The following is a 15,643-nucleotide window of genomic DNA, read 5'->3' on the forward strand; positions in this document are numbered from 1 at the left end:
GTGCAGGGGGAACACGGATGTCTGTTCGAAATCGAGTGCAGCTGGCGGTCAACCGGGCGCTACGCCCGTTCGGTGTGCAGCTGGTTCGTGGGTTCACCACGGACCCGTTGATCAGCCCGTTCCTGCCGGCGCGCCGGACGATCAGGCGCGCCGCGGACGCGGGCCTGTCGGTAGGCGACTACCTCGACAACTACAGCTCGGAGCCGGGCGCGACCGCCGAGACCGTCGACGCGATGCTCTCGGCGAGCGGCCTGTCCGCCGCGGCCGAGGTACGGCGGATACTCGAGATCGGCCCCGGGTCCGGCCGGTACACGACCCGGGTCAAGTCTGCGCTGCGGCCGCAGGTCTACGAGGTCTACGAGACGGCGCCCGACTGGGTCCAGTATCTCCGCGGCGAGTTCCCCGACCTGGTGTTCCAGCCGGCCGACGGTCACACGCTGGCCCCGACCGGTTCGTCGACGGTCGACCTCGTGCATGCGCACAAGCTGCTCTGCTACATCCCGTTCGTGACGGCTGTGTGCTACCTGGACGAGATGGCCCGCGTGGTCCGCCCGGGCGGCACGGTCGCCTTCGATCTCATCACCGACGCCTGCATGGACCTGCAGATGACGAAGGTGTGGCTGGCCGAGCCCGTGCACGGAGCGATCTACTCGGTCGCCCCGCGCGACTGGGTGCTGCAGTTCATGGCCCAGCGCGATCTCCATCTCGCCGGCAGCCACTTCGTCCCGCTCAGCGGCGGCCGGACCGAGTTGCTCGTCTTCAACCGCCGGTGACACAGGTCCCAGCTGTGGTGGGACTTCTGGCACTGGGCGACCGAGCTGGGAAGGTGATCGAGAGAAGTTTCGGGATGACGGCGTCCGGCCAGTCCCGGTCGACGAGCGATGGCGAGCGCAAGAAGCGGGTGAGCCTCGCCGGATCAGCGCCTCGGCCGGCGCTTCGCCCGCTCGACGGCGTACACCGCCGCCTCGGTCCGGCGCTCCATGCCGAGTTTGCGCAGTAGCGCTGAGACGTAGTTCTTCACGGTCTTCTCGGCCAGGAACATGCTCTGGGCGATCTGCCGGTTCGTCTTGCCGGCCGCGATCTCGTCGAGGATCCGGCGTTCCTGCTCGGTCAGCGACGTGTAGCGCGGGTCCTCGTCCTCGTCGACCGGGTTGCGTAAGCGCTCGAGCACGGCGGTCGTCATCGCCGGGTCGAGCAGCGACTCCCCCGCCGCGAGCCGGCGGACCGCGCCCACCAGGCCGGTGCCGCTCACCTGTTTGAGCAGGTAGCCGGCCGCGCCGGCCATGATCGCGGTGAACAGGGCCTCGTCGTCGGAGAACGACGTCAGCATCAGGCAGGCCGGCGGCTCCGCCATCATGGAGCGGATCTCACGGCACACCGTGATCCCGTCGTCGTCGGGCAGCCGCACGTCCAGGACGGCGACAGCCGGCCGCAGCGCCGGGATCCTGGTGATCGCCTGCTTCGCGGTCGAGGCCTCGCCGACCACCGCGACGTCCGGCTCGCCTTCCAGCAGTTGCCGCAGGCCGAGCCGGACGACCTCGTGGTCGTCGAGCAGGAACACCGTGATCGCCACACGCTCAGAGTAGACCGGAGGTGTGCACGCGCACCGTACAGCGCTTCGACCGGGCCGGACCCGAGATCCTCTGACCGCAGGAGTGCCTGAGCCATCGGTGCCTCCGGCAACCGGTCCTTCCCGAACGGTGGCGGCATCCGTACGGTGGACAGCGTGGGAGGGACTGAGAAGGACCGGGTGGACCCCGCGCTGCTGGACGCGGTGATCGGGATCGGCGCCGACCTGGACCTGAGCAGCGCGCTCGACCGGATCGTCACCGCCGCCTGCGAGCTCGTCGGGGCCCGGTACGGCGCGCTGGGCGTGGTCGGTCCCGACGGCAAGCGGCTCGGCCGGTTCATCACTCACGGCGTCACCGCGGCCGAGATCGCCGCGATCGGGCCGTACCCGGAAGGCCACGGCCTCCTCGGGCTGCTGATCGAGCGCCCGGTGCCGCTGCGGCTGAGGGACCTGGCCACCCATCCTCGATCCTTCGGCTTCCCGCCGAACCACCCGCCGATGACGGGCTTCCTCGGCGTCCCGGTCCGCAGCCACGACCACGTGTTCGGCGACCTCTACCTGACGGAGAAGGCCGACGGCGCGGAGTTCACCGAGGAGGACGAGCGCGCGGTCACCGCGCTCGCCTCCGCGGCCGGGGTGGTGATCGACAACGCCCGCCTGTACGCCGACACCGAGCGCCGGCGCCGCTGGCACGAGCTGACCGTCGAGATCACCCAGCTGATGCTCGGCGACTTCGACCCGGAGGACGCGCTCCGGCTGATCGCCCGCCGGGCCCGCGAGGCGTCCGACTCCCTGGTCGGCATCGTGCTGCTGTTCCGCGACGCCGAACTGGTGATCGAGGCGATCGACGGCCCGGAGGAGTTCCGGCGGTACGTCGGTGCGCGGGTCCCGGTCGACCTGGCCGGTCTGGACGACGTACTGCACAGGGATCGGCAGGTGGTGGTCGACGACCTGGCCCAGCTGGTGAAGGACAGCGGCCGGCTGGTCGACGTACCGGGGATCGAGTCGCTGGGACGCACGGTCATCGCGCCGCTGCCGGCGGGCACGCACGCGACCGGCGGACTGTTGCTGGTGGCGGCCGAACGCGGCGCTGTTCCCGGTGTCTCCGCCGGCACGGATCTGGTCCGGATGTTCGCCGGCCAGGCGACCCTCGCGCTCGACCGCGCTCAGGCCCAGCGGGACCAGTCGATGATCGCGGTGCTCGAGGACCGCGACCGGATCGCGCGCGACCTGCACGACCTGGTCATCCAGCGGTTGTTCGCGACCGGCCTCCAGCTGCAGGGCATGCGCCGGATGGTCGAACCGGAGGTCCAGGAACGCATCGGCAGGGCGGTCGAGGACATCGACGGCACCATCCGGGACCTGCGGGCCGCGATCTTCGAGCTGCACCACCAGCCCGGCCACCGCTCGCTCCGGGCCGACATCCACTCACTGGTCGCCGAGTACGCCGACTCACTCGGCTTCCGGCCAGGGCTCACCTGCGAAGGGCCGCTGGACAGCGCCGTACCCGTGACCGTGCGGCCGCAGATCCTGGCCGCGATCCGGGAGGCGCTGTCGAACGTCGTCCGGCACGCGCAGGCCTCTGAGGTCACGGTCGCGGTCACCGTCACGAACGGCGAGGTCGTCACCCGGGTCGCCGACAACGGCACCGGCCTGGAGGGCGGCGACCGCCAGAGCGGCCTGCGGAACCTGCGGGAACGCGCCGAGACCCTCGGCGGGACCGTCCGGGTGGAGTCCAACCAGCCGCGCGGCACCCTGCTCGAGCTACGGGCTCCGCTGGACGAGCTGAGGACACCGCGGGACTGAGTACGTTCGCCGGCCCGCCGGGTCGCGGTCCGATCGGTGGCTCTCCCTGTCGGTGCCACCTCTCAGCCGTTCCCCGGCGGGCCGGCGAACTCCCCTCTGCTGCCAGAATGCCGTCCGCGTCACCGCCTCCGGCAGGGCCGAAGGTCCCGCTCTGCCCGGGCGTTCGGTACATGGTGCTCCGGCTTGTCGTGACCGTACGCTGGGCACTGGCCCCCCAGGGAGGAGACGTGCGTACCGATCACCCCGAATCACGTGTGGTGCACAAGCAACCAACCGCCGTACTGCGCGCGACCCTGCACCGGGACGAGGTGCAGGGCTGGTTCCGGACGGCGTTCGACGTGGTCGCGGAGTACCTGCGCCGGCACGGCATCGCGCCGTGCGGGTTTCCGTTCGCCCGCTACCACATCCGCAGCGACGGGATCTTCGAGGTCGAGGCCGGCTTCCCGGTGGCCGTGCGGATCGGCGGCAACCGCCAGATCGTGCCGTCCAGCCTGCCCGGAGGACACGTCGTCGTCGCGTGGCACGTGGGCACGTACGAGCAGCTCGGTGACGCCTACCGCGCACTGGACGACTGGTTGAGGGCCGAGCACGGTGCTCCCGCCGGCGACGCGTGGGAGGTCTACCACGACCCGCCGAACCGGGCTCAGCGCTGGCGGACCGAGGTCATCCAGCCGTTCAGGCTCAACTGACCATCGGCGGAGGGAGGCAGGAGCGCCGTTCGGTGGTAGCGACGGGGAGTGGCTGCCCATGGAGACCCGGCACCCCCACCACCGGCCACCCTCACCCCTTCATTGCACTGCCGGAGCGCACCGCCGCGTCTTGGCCGAAGGTCCCGACCTGCGCCGCGGCGCCGTTTCGCCTGCCGACGGCCCGGGTACCGCGTTGGGGCACAGTCGAACGGGGATGAGCGTAAGGAGTTCCTCGTGGGTATCGGTGTGTCCGTCTTCCTGCTCGCCGTGGGCGGGATCCTGGCCTTCGCGGTGTCGGACCGGTTGAGCGGTGTCGACCTGACCGCTGTCGGCTACATCCTGATGGGCGCCGGCGCGCTCGGCCTCGTGATCGCCCTCTTCCTCGGCAGCCAACGCTCCAACGCCACCCATCGTGAGGTCCGCGAGCACCGCCACTACGAAGAGTAGTCCCCAAAGTTCTGCGCCGGGCTGTCGGAATCCGTGGGCCGCGGATCGTCAGGTCTTCGACAGCCGAACTGACCCGCACGCGGTCAGACTGGAGCAGGAGGTGGTGGCGTGAAGTACGTGCTGATGTTCGTGGAGACCGAAGAGTTCGCCAAGGAGTTCGAGGCGATGGGTCCGGCCGAGCGCGAACTGGCCTATCAACGGGTCTACCAGTGGTTCGACGAGCACGCGTCGACGATCACCAATCGGGGCGCCAAGCTGCAGCCCGCGGAGACCGCGACGACGGTCCGGCTGGACGGCGATGCGCCGCTGACCACCGACGGCCCGTACATCGAGGGCAAGGAGGTCATCTCCGGCTTCGTCGAGATCGACGTCGCGGACCTCGACGAGGCCCTGCGGATCGTGAAGGCCTGGCCGGGATGCCCGGTGGTCGAGATCCGCCCCGTGGAGTCATGAGCGGCGACCACGCTGCCGACGAGCTGGCCCGCGTCGTCCGTGACCACGCGGGCCGGCTCGCCGGGAGCCTGGTGTCGCTCCTCGGTGACTTCTCCGCCGCCGAGGACCTGGTGCAGGACGCGGTCGAGACCGCCCTCCGGCGGTGGCCCGAGGAAGGAATCCCGGACCGTCCGGACGCTTGGCTGTTCACGGTCGCGAAGCGCCGAGGACTCGATGTCCTCCGCAGACAGGAGAACTACCGCGGCAAACTCGCCCAGCTCCAGTGGCCGGTGCGGCCGGCGTCCGACGACCGACTGCGGCTCGTCTTCACCTGCTGCCACCCCGCCCTGCCGCGCGAGGCGCAGGTCGCGCTGACCCTCCGCGTGGTCTGCGGGCTCACGACCGCACAGATCGCCGCCGCGTTCCTGGTCCCCGAGAAGACGGTGGCCCAGCGCATCACCCGTGCCAAGCGGAAGATCGCAGCCGCCGGCATCCCGTACCGGATCCCCCGTGACGACGAGCTTCCCGAGCGACTGGGCGAAGTACTGACCGTCATCTACCTGCTGTTCAACGAGGGCTATCTGTCCAGCACCGCCGATCGCGCGCACGCGCGCGACCTCGTCGACGACGCCGAGTGGCTCACCGCGCTTCTGGCCGGTCTGCTTCCCGGCGAACCGGAAGTGACCGGCCTGCTGGCACTGATCCGGCTGCACCGGGCCAGGCTCGCCGCGCGCTTCGACGCCGACGGACGGCTCGTCCTGCTCCAGGACCAGGACCGCAGCCTGTGGGACCAGCAGGCGGTCGCCGAGGCAACCGCGCTGCTCACCCGGACGGCACGCCGGCACCGCTCCCCCGGCCCGTACCAGCTCCAGGCCGCCATCGCCGCCTGCCACTGCGAAGCGCCCACGTGGGCCGACACCGACTGGCCGCAGATCCTCGTCCTCTACGACCTGCTGCTGCGGCTTCAGCCGAGTGCCGTCACCCGACTGCACCGCACGGTCGCGGTCCGGTACGTCGAAGACGCCCGGACCGCGCTCGCCGAACTCCACGGGCTCGAACCCGCGCTGCGGAACTACCCGCTGTTCCACGCGATAAGGGGCGAGCTGCTCCGAGCCGACGGCAGAAGCGCGGAGGCCCAGGAGGCCGACCGGCACGCCCTCGAACTCACGACCAACCCCGCCCAACTCGACCTGCTCCACAGCCGGCTCACCGTCCGGTGAGCTGCCGGCTCAGGCAGCGGCGCGGCCGAGCTTCAGCGCCGTGGCCGTCTCCACTGCTCGCCGCGCCTGGTGCCGCGCGGCCTCCAGGGCGAGGTCCCCCGGAGGTCCCTCGCCGGACACGTGCGACGTGCCGTAGGGGTTGCCGGACCGGTACTGGATCGAATCGGTGTAGCCAGGCGGCACGATGATGCCGCCCCAGTGGTAGAACACGTTGCTCAGCGCAAGGATCGTCGACTCCTGCCCGCCGTGCGCGGTGCCACTGGCGGAGAACGCCGTATAGACCTTGTCGGCCAGTTGGCCCTGCTGCCAGAGCGGACCGGTGGTGTCGATGAAGGCGTTCAACTGGGCGGCCGGGGTGCCGTAGCGGGTCGGTGTGCCGAACAGCACGACGTCGGCCCAGGCCACGTCGTCGAGCGTCGCCTCGACCACGTCCAGGGTGTCGCGGGCGTGCTGTTCCCAGGCCGGATTCGCGGCGACCGCGGTCTCCGGCGCCGACTCGCGGACCTTGCGCAGACGCACGGTGGCGCCGGCCTTCTCGGCGCCGTCGGCGGCGGCAACCGCCAGCGAGTGCACGGTACCGGTCGCGCTGTAGTAGATGACGGCGACTTTCACTGCTTCCACGGAAACCTTCACTTTCAGGGCTCGAGGTCCAGCACGGAGCGACCGGACCGGAAATCTGTGGGCACCGAGACGTGGTCGTGGGCGATCAGCCACTCACCGTCCAGCCGCCGCCAGCACGCCGTCCAGCGCAGCCAGTACTCGTTGCGGGCGCCGTTCGTGAGCGTGCCGTCGATCCGGTTGAGGCTGTGCACGACGGCCAGGTCACCGTCGACCACGACCGACAGGTCGCGCACCTCGTAGCCGATCGGCGCCTGGTAGGTGGTGAACACGTCGATCCAGTTCTGCCACTTCGCCTCCGCGCCCAGGTGCCGCAGCGGCGGCACGATGTCGTACGACACCAGGTCCGGCGCGAAGACCGTCCTCACGGTGTCCAGATCCCGGTTCGTCACCGCCTCGACCAGGACGTCGACGCGCTCGCGGATGTCCTTCTCGTCGGGTGCGTTGTGTGTGGTCATATCAGGTACGACGACGCACCCCGCCGAAGTGTGAGGCGGCCTCACAGTCCGGGGCGGTGCTTCGTCGTACTGGTGAACCGCAGGACCGGCGAAGGGATTCGTGGACACCATGACCGGATCACGAGACGACCGGCTCGATCCGGGATTGAGCGCGATCATGAGCGAGCGCCGCCAGCTGATCAACCTCGCGTACCGGCTGCTCGGCTCGCTGGCCGACGCCGAGGACGTCGTCCAGGAGACCTACACCCGCTGGTACGCGATGTCGCCGGGCGAACAGGCCGCGATCGAGTCTCCCGGCGGCTGGCTGACCAAGGTCGCCAGCCGGATCTGCCTCGATCTGCTCGGCTCCGCCAGGGCCCGGCGCGAGCGGTACGTCGGCGAGTGGATCCCGGAGCCGCTGCCGGACAGCACCGAGTGGCGCTCGGCAGGCACCGCCACCGACCCCGCCGACCGGGTGACGCTCGACGAGTCGGTGAACATGGCGTTCCTCGTCGTGCTCGAGGCGATGACGCCGGCCGAGCGGGTCGCCTTCATCCTGCACGACGTTTTCCGGTACCCGTTCCCCGAAGTGGCCGAGATCGTCGGCCGCTCCCCCGCCGCCTGCCGCCAGCTCGCGACCTCGGCCCGGCGCCGGATCGCGTCGGCCCAGAGCCCGCCGACGCCGACGGCCCGGACCGCCGACCTGGTGCGCGACTTCAAGGACGCGTGGCAGGCCAAGGACATCGCGGCCCTGGTCCGGCTGCTGGACCCCGACGCGGTCGCGATCGGCGACGGCGGCGGCCTGGTCAGCGCCGAGCTGCACCCGGTGTCCGGCGGCGAGCTGGTCGCTCGGTACTTCGCCGGTCTCGTCGACCGCCGCCCCGGGATCACACTCCTGGAGCGCACGGTCAACGGTCAGCCCGGCCTCGTCGCCCAGGAGAACGGCGTCACCGTGACCGTGATCGCCTTCGACATCGCCGGGGACCGGATCCGGCACATCTGGGCGGTCCGTAACCCGGAGAAGCTGCGTCCGTGGCTGACCGGCTGAGGCTCCGGCCGGGAGCTTGTAACGGGAACCGGGCGTCAGCCGATGTGGAGAGTAGACATCGGTGTTCCGAGCAGCAGCGCCGAAGCTTTCTGTTCCGCCTGCCGGAAGGGTCCGATGATGTGCGAGACGACGCAGCGACTGCTCGCGCTGCTCAAGTTGCTGGAGATCGCGCCGACCCCCTTCGGCGCGCTCGGGGACGACGCCGTACTCGACGCCTGGTTCGGGGCTTGCTCGCCGCTCTTCCCCCGGGCCGCGCACCAGCAGGAGACCCTGGAACCGCTGCCGCTGTGACCGGCGGTCAGTCAGTTCTCGTCGTCGTCCGAGTGCCGGGTGGTGGGGTCGACGCCGGCGGCCAGGTCGAGCGCGATCAGGGCACGGCGGAGGGCATCGAGGCTCGGCTGCTCGGCGGCCGGCGGGCCGTAGAGGCAGACCACGGTGCGGCCGTCCGGGGTGAGGCCGGCCCGCTCGACCTTGCCCTCGTCGTCGTACAGCAGGTCCCAGCCGTCTTCCTCGAGATGACTCAGGGCGCGCCGCCAGTCGGCCGTGTGCAGCGACAGGCCGCCCACGAAGGGGTCGTCCGGCGCCGGGATGTCGCGCTCCGGGTGCGGGGTGACCAGGTAGCCGGTACCGGTCCGCGGGTCGAGGTACGCCGTGTGCGTGGCGAACTCGACGATCGTCACGTCGACGTAGTCCGACGTGCCCGGCTCGTGCTCGGACTGGTTCACCGCGGTCCCCCCAGAGTGGTCACGCCGCCTCGACCTCGAAGACCCGGTCGAGTCCGGTCCGGCGGAGCACGTCGGTCATCTTCCGGCCGGCGTGCCGGATGACGATACCGCCACCCCGCCGCCGGCAGACCCGGTGCGTGTCCAGCAGTGCCGCCAGCAGCGTCGACGAGATCTGGTCGATCTCCGAGACGTCGATCACCACCAGGCAGGCACCGTCCATCACCAACCCGTGCAACCGCCAGCGCAGCGACGACAACCCGCCGTCGAGGTCGTCGTCGGTCAGCGTCACGATCGCCTTTTGCGGAAGCGGACTGTGCCTGGTGTCGCTCATCGAACGGCCTCTCTCCCGCTGGACGGTCTGGCCTGCCTCCACTCTCCGTCCTCGACTTTGAGATCTGCCGTACCCCTACTTGACGATCCGATGACGACACCTGGTGCGGACGTCCGGCCGCCGGTTCGTTCTTTACGATCGGATGACACGCCGACCCCGGCCGTCACCGGCCGCGGCTGGATTGCCAGGATGTGACGATGCCGATGCAGGTGCTGGTGGTCGAGGACGACGACCGAATCAGGGAGGTACTGCGGCTCGCCCTCGAGGACGAGGGGTACCGGGTCGCGGAGGCCGCTGACACCCCGTCCGCGCTCGAACAGGTCCGGATCGCGATGCCGGACCTGATGATGGTCGACCTGATGCTCGGCGAGGTCGACGGCTACACCTGCATCCGGGAGGTCCGGCGGGTGAGCGACATCCCGATCGTGGTCGTCAGCGCCCGGTCCGATACCCACGACATCGTCGCCGGACTGGAAGCGGGTGCCGACGACTACGTCACCAAGCCGTTCCAGATCAAGGAGATCACCGCCCGGCTGCGCGCCCTGCGCCGGCGCCTGCGGACGAGCGCGGAGGCGGCCGAGCCCGACATCGTCCTCGACTCCGACCCGAGCCGGCACCTCGTGCTGTCCACCTCGCGCGGCACGGTCAGGCTCGACGGCCACGACGTCAACCTGACGGTCACGGAGTACCGGCTGCTGGCCGAGCTGGCCAGGCCGCCGGGCCGGGTACTCAGCCGGTCCGCGCTGCTGGCGTCGGTCTGGGAGCACGGGTACTACGGCGACGAGCGCATCGTGGACGTCCACATCCGGCGGTTGCGTACCAAGATCGAACGCGACCCCGGCCGGCCGCAACTCGTGATGACGGTGCGAGGGATGGGCTACCGGCTGGACCCGCGATGAAGGTCGGCGCCCGCACCCTCGGCCTCCGGCACCGGCTCGTGCTGGCGTTCAGCGTGGTGGCCCTGCTGGTGTCGGCTGTGTTCGCCGTCAGCACCTACCTGCTGTCGCGCGGGTACCTGCTGGCCCAGCGTGAACGGGTGGTTCAGCATCAGACGTTCGCCGACGCCGCCTTCGTCCAGCGGCGGTTGCAGAGCTCCGGTGCCGACGTGTCCGCCGTGCTGACCGCGGCCGGGACACCGGCCGGCCACTCGATCATCCTGAAGTGGCGCGGTCAGTGGTACGCGTCGACGCTCGACGAAGGGCGCGAGGCCGTCCCGGCCGGCGTACGAGACGAGGTGGCCAACGGGCGCGCGGCCGGTCAGCGGTTCAGGTCCGTGGACGGTCCGTCGGTCGTGGTCGGCGTACCGGTGCCGGGCGTGCAGGCCGAGTTCTACGAGATCGCGCCGCTGACCGAGCTCGACGGGAACCTGCGGCTGCTCAGCGCCATCCTGATCGGCGGTGCGCTGCTGGCGACCGCAGCCGGGGCTGCCCTCGGCGTCTGGGCGAGCCGGTCGGTCATCAACCCGCTCAACCGCGTCGCCGTCACCGCCGCGTCGATCGCCGGCGGTGAGCTCGACGACCGCCTGCCGGCCACCCTCGACCCCGAGCTCGCGACGATCGTCGGTTCCTTCAACAGCATGGTCGACACGTTGCAGCAGCGGATCAACCGCGACGCTCGTCTGGCTGCCGACGTCAGCCATGAGCTCCGCTCGCCGCTGACCACCCTGGTCGGCAGCGTCGACCTGCTCAACGCCCGCCGGGACGAACTGCCGCAGCGGTCCCGGCGTGCGCTCGACCTCGTCACCGCCGACCTGCAGCGTTTCCGCCGGCTGCTCGACGACCTGCTCGAGCTGGCCCGGTCAGACGGGGGGCTCGCGGTGCGGCCCAGCTCCACCCTGGAGCTCGGGCCGCTGCTCCGGCAGGTGCTCGGCGAGGTAGGACGGGATCCGTCGATCCTGACCGGCGCCGAGGACGTCGTCGTACTGGCTGACAAGCCACGGCTCGGCAGACTGTTCCGGAACCTGTTCGAGAACGCGGAGACGCACGGCGGTGGGCTGACCAGCGTGGAGATCAGCCGGACCGGGTCCGATGTCCTGGTGCTCGTCAACGACTCCGGGCCGGGCATTCCGCCGCACGACCGGGAGCGGGTGTTCGAGCGGTTCGCCACGGGTGCGACGAAACGCGGTTCCCTGTCCGGGACCGGGCTGGGCCTGGCGCTGGTCGCGGAGACGGCGGCCGTCCACGGCGGTGCGGTGTGGTGTACGGCGTCGCCGACCGGTGGCGCGCAGTTCGTCGTACGGCTTCCGGAGGCGGTGTCGTGAGAGCAATCGCCTGGATGGTCGCGGCGCTCGTCGTACTGGTGGGCTGCGGCGTGCCGCTGCAGGACCGGCCGGCGCCGATCGAGCCCCAGTCGATCCCGTCCCGGTTGCAGTCCCCCGGCGTACCGTCGGCCCGGCCGTCCGCGGCCGAGGCGACCGTGCGGGTGAATTTCGTCCGGGAGAACCGGTTGGTCAGCCTGCCGCGGCGGGTGCCCAGCGCCGACCTCCTCGACGGGGTGATCGAGGCGCTGACAGGCGGACCGACCAGCTCCGAGCAGGCGGCCGGCGTCACCTCCGCGCTGCCGCCCGACCTCTCTCTGACCGTGGTGACCGTCCAGGGCAGCCGCGTCGGCCTCGAACTGTCCGGTGCCGAGACCGACCGCTCCGCCACCGAGAACGTGCTGGCGGTCGGCCAGATCGTCCTGTCCGTCACCGCGCTGCCGAGCGTGGACGAGGTGACGTTCTGGCGGAACGGTGCCCCGGTCGAGGCGCTCCTAGCCGATGGCGCCCTGACCACCGAACCGCTGACCGCGGCCGACTACGAGGCTCTGCGCGCTCCGTAAGTTGACGAGCACGCTGAGGGATCTTTGAGATCTCGTGTCGTCGTCAGTCGACGCGTGGCAACCGACCCGTGTGCGTTAAACAGGTCCGTACGTCGCCATTCGAAGGAGAATCGTGGCTGAGCGGCCGCCCACGCACAGATCACCCCAGCAGCCATGACGGCCTACTGGGTCATCGTCATCGTCGTGCTTGTCCTCGTTGCCGGCTGGTGGCTGATCAGCCGCCGCCGGCGATGCCGGTCCGCCCCGCCGGAGTCGCCGCTCGCCCAGGTCATCGGCCTCGACCTCAGCAGCTGGACCGACTCGCAGCTGTACGCCGTCTGGCGCGCGACCGCTGACGAGCTCCGCCTCGCCGCGGAGTCCGACGACGCCGCCACCGCCGCCCGCGCCCGCGAACTCCTCCTCACCGAGATCGAACGCCGCCACCCCCACCAGACCGCCACCTGGCTGGCCTCGCCCGAAGCCCTCACCGGGCAACCACCCCACTTCCTCCTCCCGAAGAAGGACTCCTAGACCGGATTACCGGCTGCGAACGCGCATGACCGCCGCCTGTAACGCTGCTGGTTGTGGTGGGACTGATCCTCCAGATGGGTTGAGCTAGGGAGGGTTTGGGATGACGGAGTACGACGATCTGCGGGCATTGTTCGTCAACTGCACGTTGAAGCGGTCGCCCGGGGTGAGCCACACCGACGGGCTGATCGAGGTCAGCCGGCGAATCATGGAGAAGCAGCGGGTCGAGGTCGAGGTGATCCGGGCGATCGACCACGACATCGCCACCGGGGTCTGGCCGGACATGACCGAGCACGGCTGGGAGACCGACGAGTGGCCGGCCATCCAGGAGAAGGTGATGGCGGCCGACGTCCTGGTGATCGCCGGGCCGATCTGGCTGGGCGACAACAGTTCGGTGACCAAGAAGGTGATCGAGCGGCTGTACGGCAACTCGTCGATCCTCAACGAGCACGGGCAGTACGCGTACTACGGCCGCGTCGGCGGCTGCCTGATCACCGGGAACGAGGACGGCGTCAAGCACTGCGCGATGAACGTGCTCTACTCGCTGCAGCACCTCGGCTACACGGTTCCGCCGCAGGCGGACGCCGGCTGGATCGGCGAGGCCGGGCCGGGGCCGTCGTACCTGGACCCGGGCTCGGGCGGGCCGGACAACGACTTCACCAACCGCAACACGACGTTCATGACCTGGAACCTGCTGCACCTGGCCCGGATGCTCAAGGACGCCGGCGGGGTGCCGGCGCACGGCAACCAGCGGTCGGAGTGGGATGCCGGATGCCGGTTCGACTTCGAGAACCCCGAGTACCGCTGACCGCGCCGCGGTACCGTCAGCCTGTGGGCGCGGTCCTGCCGGCGGACGACGTCCTCGTCGCCGGCCTGCGGGCCGGGGACGAGGAGACGTTCGCCTGCCTGCTGAACGGCTGGTCGGGCTCGATGCTGCGGCTGGCCCGGTCGTTCGTGTCGACCACGGCGACCGCCGAGGAGGTCGTCCAGGACACCTGGCTCGCGGTGTTCCAGGGCATCGAGCGGTTCGAGGGCCGGTCGTCGCTGCAGACCTGGGTGTACCGGATCCTGGTCAACATCGCCCGGAAACGCGGCAGCCGGGAGCAGCGGACGGTCCCGTGGACCAGCCTGCTGCCGGACGAGGGACCGACGGTCGACCCCGCTCGGTTCCGCGGCGCGGACGATCCGTACCCCGGTGACTGGCTGACCTCCCCGGGCGGCTGGCCGGACACCGAGAGCGAGGTGCTCGCGCACGAGGTACGGGCGACCGTCGCCGCCACGATCGAGAGCCTGCCGATCCGGCAGCAGGTGGTGCTGACGCTGCGCGACATCGACGGGCGGTCCGCGGCCGACGTGTGCGCGTTGCTCGACCTCTCGATGGCCAACCAGCGGGTCCTGCTGCACCGCGCCCGGGCGGCCGTCCGCGCCGAGCTCGAGCGGTACTTCACCACGAGCGGAGTCGAGTCATGACATGCGCCGAACTGGTCGAACTCGTCACCGCGTTCCTCGACGGCGCACTGGACGCCGAGACCGAGCAGCGGTTCGTCGAGCATCTGGCGGTCTGCGACGGGTGCGAGATCTACGTCGAACAGATGCGCCGGACCATCGCCGAGGTCGGCCAGGTCGAGCCCGAGAGCCTGTCCGACGAGACCCGGGACCGCCTGCTGCGTGCCTTCCGGACCTTTCCTCTCGACTGACCTGTAACGCCGGACCGTCCCGAGGGCACTGAGCTCCCGAGGGAGGGATCATGCCGGACGTCGAGTTCACCAATCTGTTCGCGGTCGCGTTGATCGCACTGCTGGCGCCGCTCCTGCTCGGGCTGGCGCCGGCGCTGCGGGTGCCGGCCGTCGTACTGGAGATCGTTGCCGGGATCGTGATCGGGCCGTACGGGCTCGGCCTGGTCGAGGTGGATCTGCCGCTGCAGATCGTGTCGTTGCTCGGTCTCGGTTTCCTGCTCTTCCTGGCCGGGCTGGAGATCGACGTCCATCGGCTCCGCGGTCAGGTCCTCCGGCTCGCCGTTCTCGGATACGTCGTGACGCTCGCGCTCGGTACGACGACCGGATTCGGCCTCTCGGCGATCGGCTGGGTGCAGAGCCCGCTGCTGCTGGCAGTGACGCTGTCCGCGACGTCCCTCGGCCTGGTCGTGCCGGTGCTGAAGGACGCCGGGAAGGCCGACGGCGCAGTCGGTCAGTTCACCATCGCGGCGGCGTCGGTCGCCGATTTCGCCGCCGTACTGGTGCTGTCGCTCGTTTTCTCGACCGAGGGTGGCAGCACGGGCGAGCGTGTGGTCATGGTCGGGTTGTTCGCGGTGCTCGTGGTCGTGACCGGCGTGGTGGTCGCGTCGGCGGGGCGGTCCCGGCGGATCGGCGGGGTGCTGGTGCGGTTGCAGGACACCACGGCGGAGATCCGCGTCCGGGCCGCCGTCGTCCTGCTGGTCGCGTTCGTCGCGCTGGCCGAGCAGTTCGGCCTGGAGACGATCCTCGGCGCGTTCCTCGCCGGCGCCGTCGTCGGCCTCGTCGATCGAGATGCGACGTCGCATCCCCGCTTCCGCCTCAAACTCGAGGCCATCGGCTACGGCTTCCTGATCCCGGTCTTCTTCGTCACCAGCGGCCTCGGGCTGGACCTCGCCGGCCTGGTCGACGATCCGTCCGCGCTGGCCCGCGTCCCACTCTTCCTCGCGGCCCTCCTGGTTGTCCGCGGCGTCCCCGCGTACCTGGCTCTCCGCACCCTCGGCCCCCGCCCGACCACCGCCGTCGCCGTGCTCCAGGCGACGTCCCTACCGTTCGTCGTCACGGCCACCCAGATCGGGATCGAAACCGGCCTGATGGCCCCCATCACGGCGGCGGCCCTGGTCTGCGCCGGTCTGCTGTCCGTCCTACTCTTCCCGGCCCTCGCGCTGGTGCTCCTCAAACAACCTGCCCTCGAGGAGACCACCGCAAGAACCGCATGACGACGACGGGCGGGTAGCGGCGACGTTGGTGGGCCTACAGGAG

General features: G+C 70.5%; 21 protein-coding genes. 16 read left to right on the forward strand and 5 right to left on the reverse strand.

Translation table 11 applies throughout. The annotated features are described in order from the left end of the window. The first annotated feature begins 17 nt into the window (after positions 1-17). Complete coding sequence (locus E1218_RS29535; RefSeq protein WP_132326144.1) at positions 18-773, forward strand: class I SAM-dependent methyltransferase; 756 nt, start codon at positions 18-20, stop codon at positions 771-773. Between the two features lie 143 nt (positions 774-916). On the opposite strand, the gene E1218_RS29540 is transcribed toward E1218_RS29535, so the two are convergent. Further along, entirely contained in the window at positions 917-1,573 is a 657-nt protein-coding gene (locus tag E1218_RS29540) for a response regulator (RefSeq protein ID WP_132326146.1), read from the reverse strand. 153 nt (positions 1,574-1,726) lie between these two features. Here E1218_RS29540 and E1218_RS29545 point away from each other — a divergent pair, with 153 nt between their 5' ends. From E1218_RS29545 to E1218_RS29565, 5 genes are all read left to right on the forward strand, one after another. Then, positions 1,727-3,376, forward strand: coding sequence for a sensor histidine kinase (locus E1218_RS29545; RefSeq protein ID WP_132326148.1), 1,650 nt, complete (start codon positions 1,727-1,729; stop codon positions 3,374-3,376). Positions 3,377-3,603: 227 nt separating this feature from the next. Next, complete coding sequence (locus E1218_RS29550) at positions 3,604-4,065, forward strand: GyrI-like domain-containing protein (RefSeq protein ID WP_165949471.1); 462 nt, start codon at positions 3,604-3,606, stop codon at positions 4,063-4,065. Between the two features lie 234 nt (positions 4,066-4,299). Then, positions 4,300-4,512, forward strand: coding sequence for a DUF6458 family protein (locus tag E1218_RS29555; RefSeq protein WP_132326152.1), 213 nt, complete (start codon positions 4,300-4,302; stop codon positions 4,510-4,512). Between the two features lie 108 nt (positions 4,513-4,620). Then, a complete protein-coding gene (locus tag E1218_RS29560; RefSeq protein WP_132326154.1) occupies positions 4,621-4,965 on the forward strand; it encodes a YciI family protein in 345 nt (114 codons plus the stop codon). Beyond that, positions 4,962-6,164, forward strand: coding sequence for an RNA polymerase sigma factor (locus E1218_RS29565; protein WP_132326156.1), 1,203 nt, complete (start codon positions 4,962-4,964; stop codon positions 6,162-6,164). Before E1218_RS29560 ends, E1218_RS29565 begins: the two co-directional genes overlap by 4 nt. Positions 6,165-6,173: 9 nt before the next feature. Here the strand turns inward: E1218_RS29565 and wrbA are convergent, their stop codons facing one another. Together wrbA and E1218_RS29575 are read right to left on the reverse strand one after the other, a co-directional pair. Next, the gene (wrbA, locus tag E1218_RS29570) at positions 6,174-6,785 is read right to left on the reverse strand and encodes an NAD(P)H:quinone oxidoreductase (protein WP_132326158.1); all 612 of its coding nucleotides are present in this window, start codon (positions 6,783-6,785) and stop codon (positions 6,174-6,176) included. A gap of 14 nt (positions 6,786-6,799) precedes the next feature. Then, positions 6,800-7,240, reverse strand: a complete 441-nt coding sequence (locus E1218_RS29575; protein ID WP_132326160.1) for a YybH family protein — start codon at positions 7,238-7,240, stop codon at positions 6,800-6,802. A 109-nt stretch (positions 7,241-7,349) separates the two neighbouring features. Here E1218_RS29575 and sigJ point away from each other — a divergent pair, with 109 nt between their 5' ends. Both sigJ and E1218_RS36290 read left to right on the forward strand, forming a co-directional pair. Continuing rightward, positions 7,350-8,267, forward strand: coding sequence for an RNA polymerase sigma factor SigJ (gene sigJ, locus E1218_RS29580; protein WP_132326162.1), 918 nt, complete (start codon positions 7,350-7,352; stop codon positions 8,265-8,267). Between the two features lie 117 nt (positions 8,268-8,384). Then, complete coding sequence (locus E1218_RS36290) at positions 8,385-8,558, forward strand: hypothetical protein (RefSeq protein ID WP_165949472.1); 174 nt, start codon at positions 8,385-8,387, stop codon at positions 8,556-8,558. A gap of 11 nt (positions 8,559-8,569) precedes the next feature. Here E1218_RS36290 and E1218_RS29585 read toward each other — a convergent pair whose 3' ends face one another. Then, positions 8,570-8,992 (reverse strand): hypothetical protein, encoded by a 423-nt coding sequence (locus E1218_RS29585; RefSeq protein ID WP_132326164.1) that lies wholly within the window; start codon positions 8,990-8,992, stop codon positions 8,570-8,572. 19 nt (positions 8,993-9,011) lie between these two features. Then, positions 9,012-9,323, reverse strand: a complete 312-nt coding sequence (locus tag E1218_RS29590) for an STAS domain-containing protein (protein ID WP_132326166.1) — start codon at positions 9,321-9,323, stop codon at positions 9,012-9,014. Positions 9,324-9,520: 197 nt separating this feature from the next. Between E1218_RS29590 and E1218_RS29595 the strand changes: the two genes are divergently transcribed. From E1218_RS29595 to E1218_RS29630, 8 genes are all read left to right on the forward strand, one after another. Beyond that, positions 9,521-10,222: a response regulator transcription factor gene (locus E1218_RS29595; RefSeq protein WP_132326168.1), complete on the forward strand. Its 702-nt coding sequence runs from the start codon at positions 9,521-9,523 to the stop codon at positions 10,220-10,222. Next, positions 10,219-11,583, forward strand: a complete 1,365-nt coding sequence (locus E1218_RS29600; protein WP_132326170.1) for a HAMP domain-containing sensor histidine kinase — start codon at positions 10,219-10,221, stop codon at positions 11,581-11,583. The genes E1218_RS29595 and E1218_RS29600 overlap by 4 nt, the downstream gene beginning before the upstream one ends. Continuing rightward, positions 11,580-12,143 (forward strand): GerMN domain-containing protein, encoded by a 564-nt coding sequence (locus tag E1218_RS29605; RefSeq protein WP_233712560.1) that lies wholly within the window; start codon positions 11,580-11,582, stop codon positions 12,141-12,143. Before E1218_RS29600 ends, E1218_RS29605 begins: the two co-directional genes overlap by 4 nt. A gap of 153 nt (positions 12,144-12,296) precedes the next feature. After that, positions 12,297-12,653 (forward strand): hypothetical protein, encoded by a 357-nt coding sequence (locus tag E1218_RS29610; protein ID WP_132326172.1) that lies wholly within the window; start codon positions 12,297-12,299, stop codon positions 12,651-12,653. A gap of 100 nt (positions 12,654-12,753) precedes the next feature. Further along, on the forward strand, positions 12,754-13,458 hold the full coding sequence (locus E1218_RS29615) for a flavodoxin family protein (protein ID WP_132326174.1): 705 nt from the start codon (positions 12,754-12,756) through the stop codon (positions 13,456-13,458). A 23-nt stretch (positions 13,459-13,481) separates the two neighbouring features. Continuing rightward, on the forward strand, positions 13,482-14,120 hold the full coding sequence (locus E1218_RS29620; RefSeq protein WP_233712561.1) for an RNA polymerase sigma factor: 639 nt from the start codon (positions 13,482-13,484) through the stop codon (positions 14,118-14,120). Next, the gene (locus tag E1218_RS29625) at positions 14,117-14,347 is read left to right on the forward strand and encodes an anti-sigma factor family protein (protein WP_132326178.1); all 231 of its coding nucleotides are present in this window, start codon (positions 14,117-14,119) and stop codon (positions 14,345-14,347) included. The genes E1218_RS29620 and E1218_RS29625 overlap by 4 nt, the downstream gene beginning before the upstream one ends. Before the next feature lie 50 nt (positions 14,348-14,397). Next, positions 14,398-15,600, forward strand: coding sequence for a cation:proton antiporter (locus tag E1218_RS29630; protein ID WP_132326180.1), 1,203 nt, complete (start codon positions 14,398-14,400; stop codon positions 15,598-15,600). Positions 15,601-15,643 lie beyond the last annotated feature (43 nt).

Origin of the sequence: Kribbella turkmenica, assembly GCF_004348725.1 — a bacterium.
Lineage (GTDB): Bacteria > Actinomycetota > Actinomycetes > Propionibacteriales > Kribbellaceae > Kribbella > Kribbella turkmenica.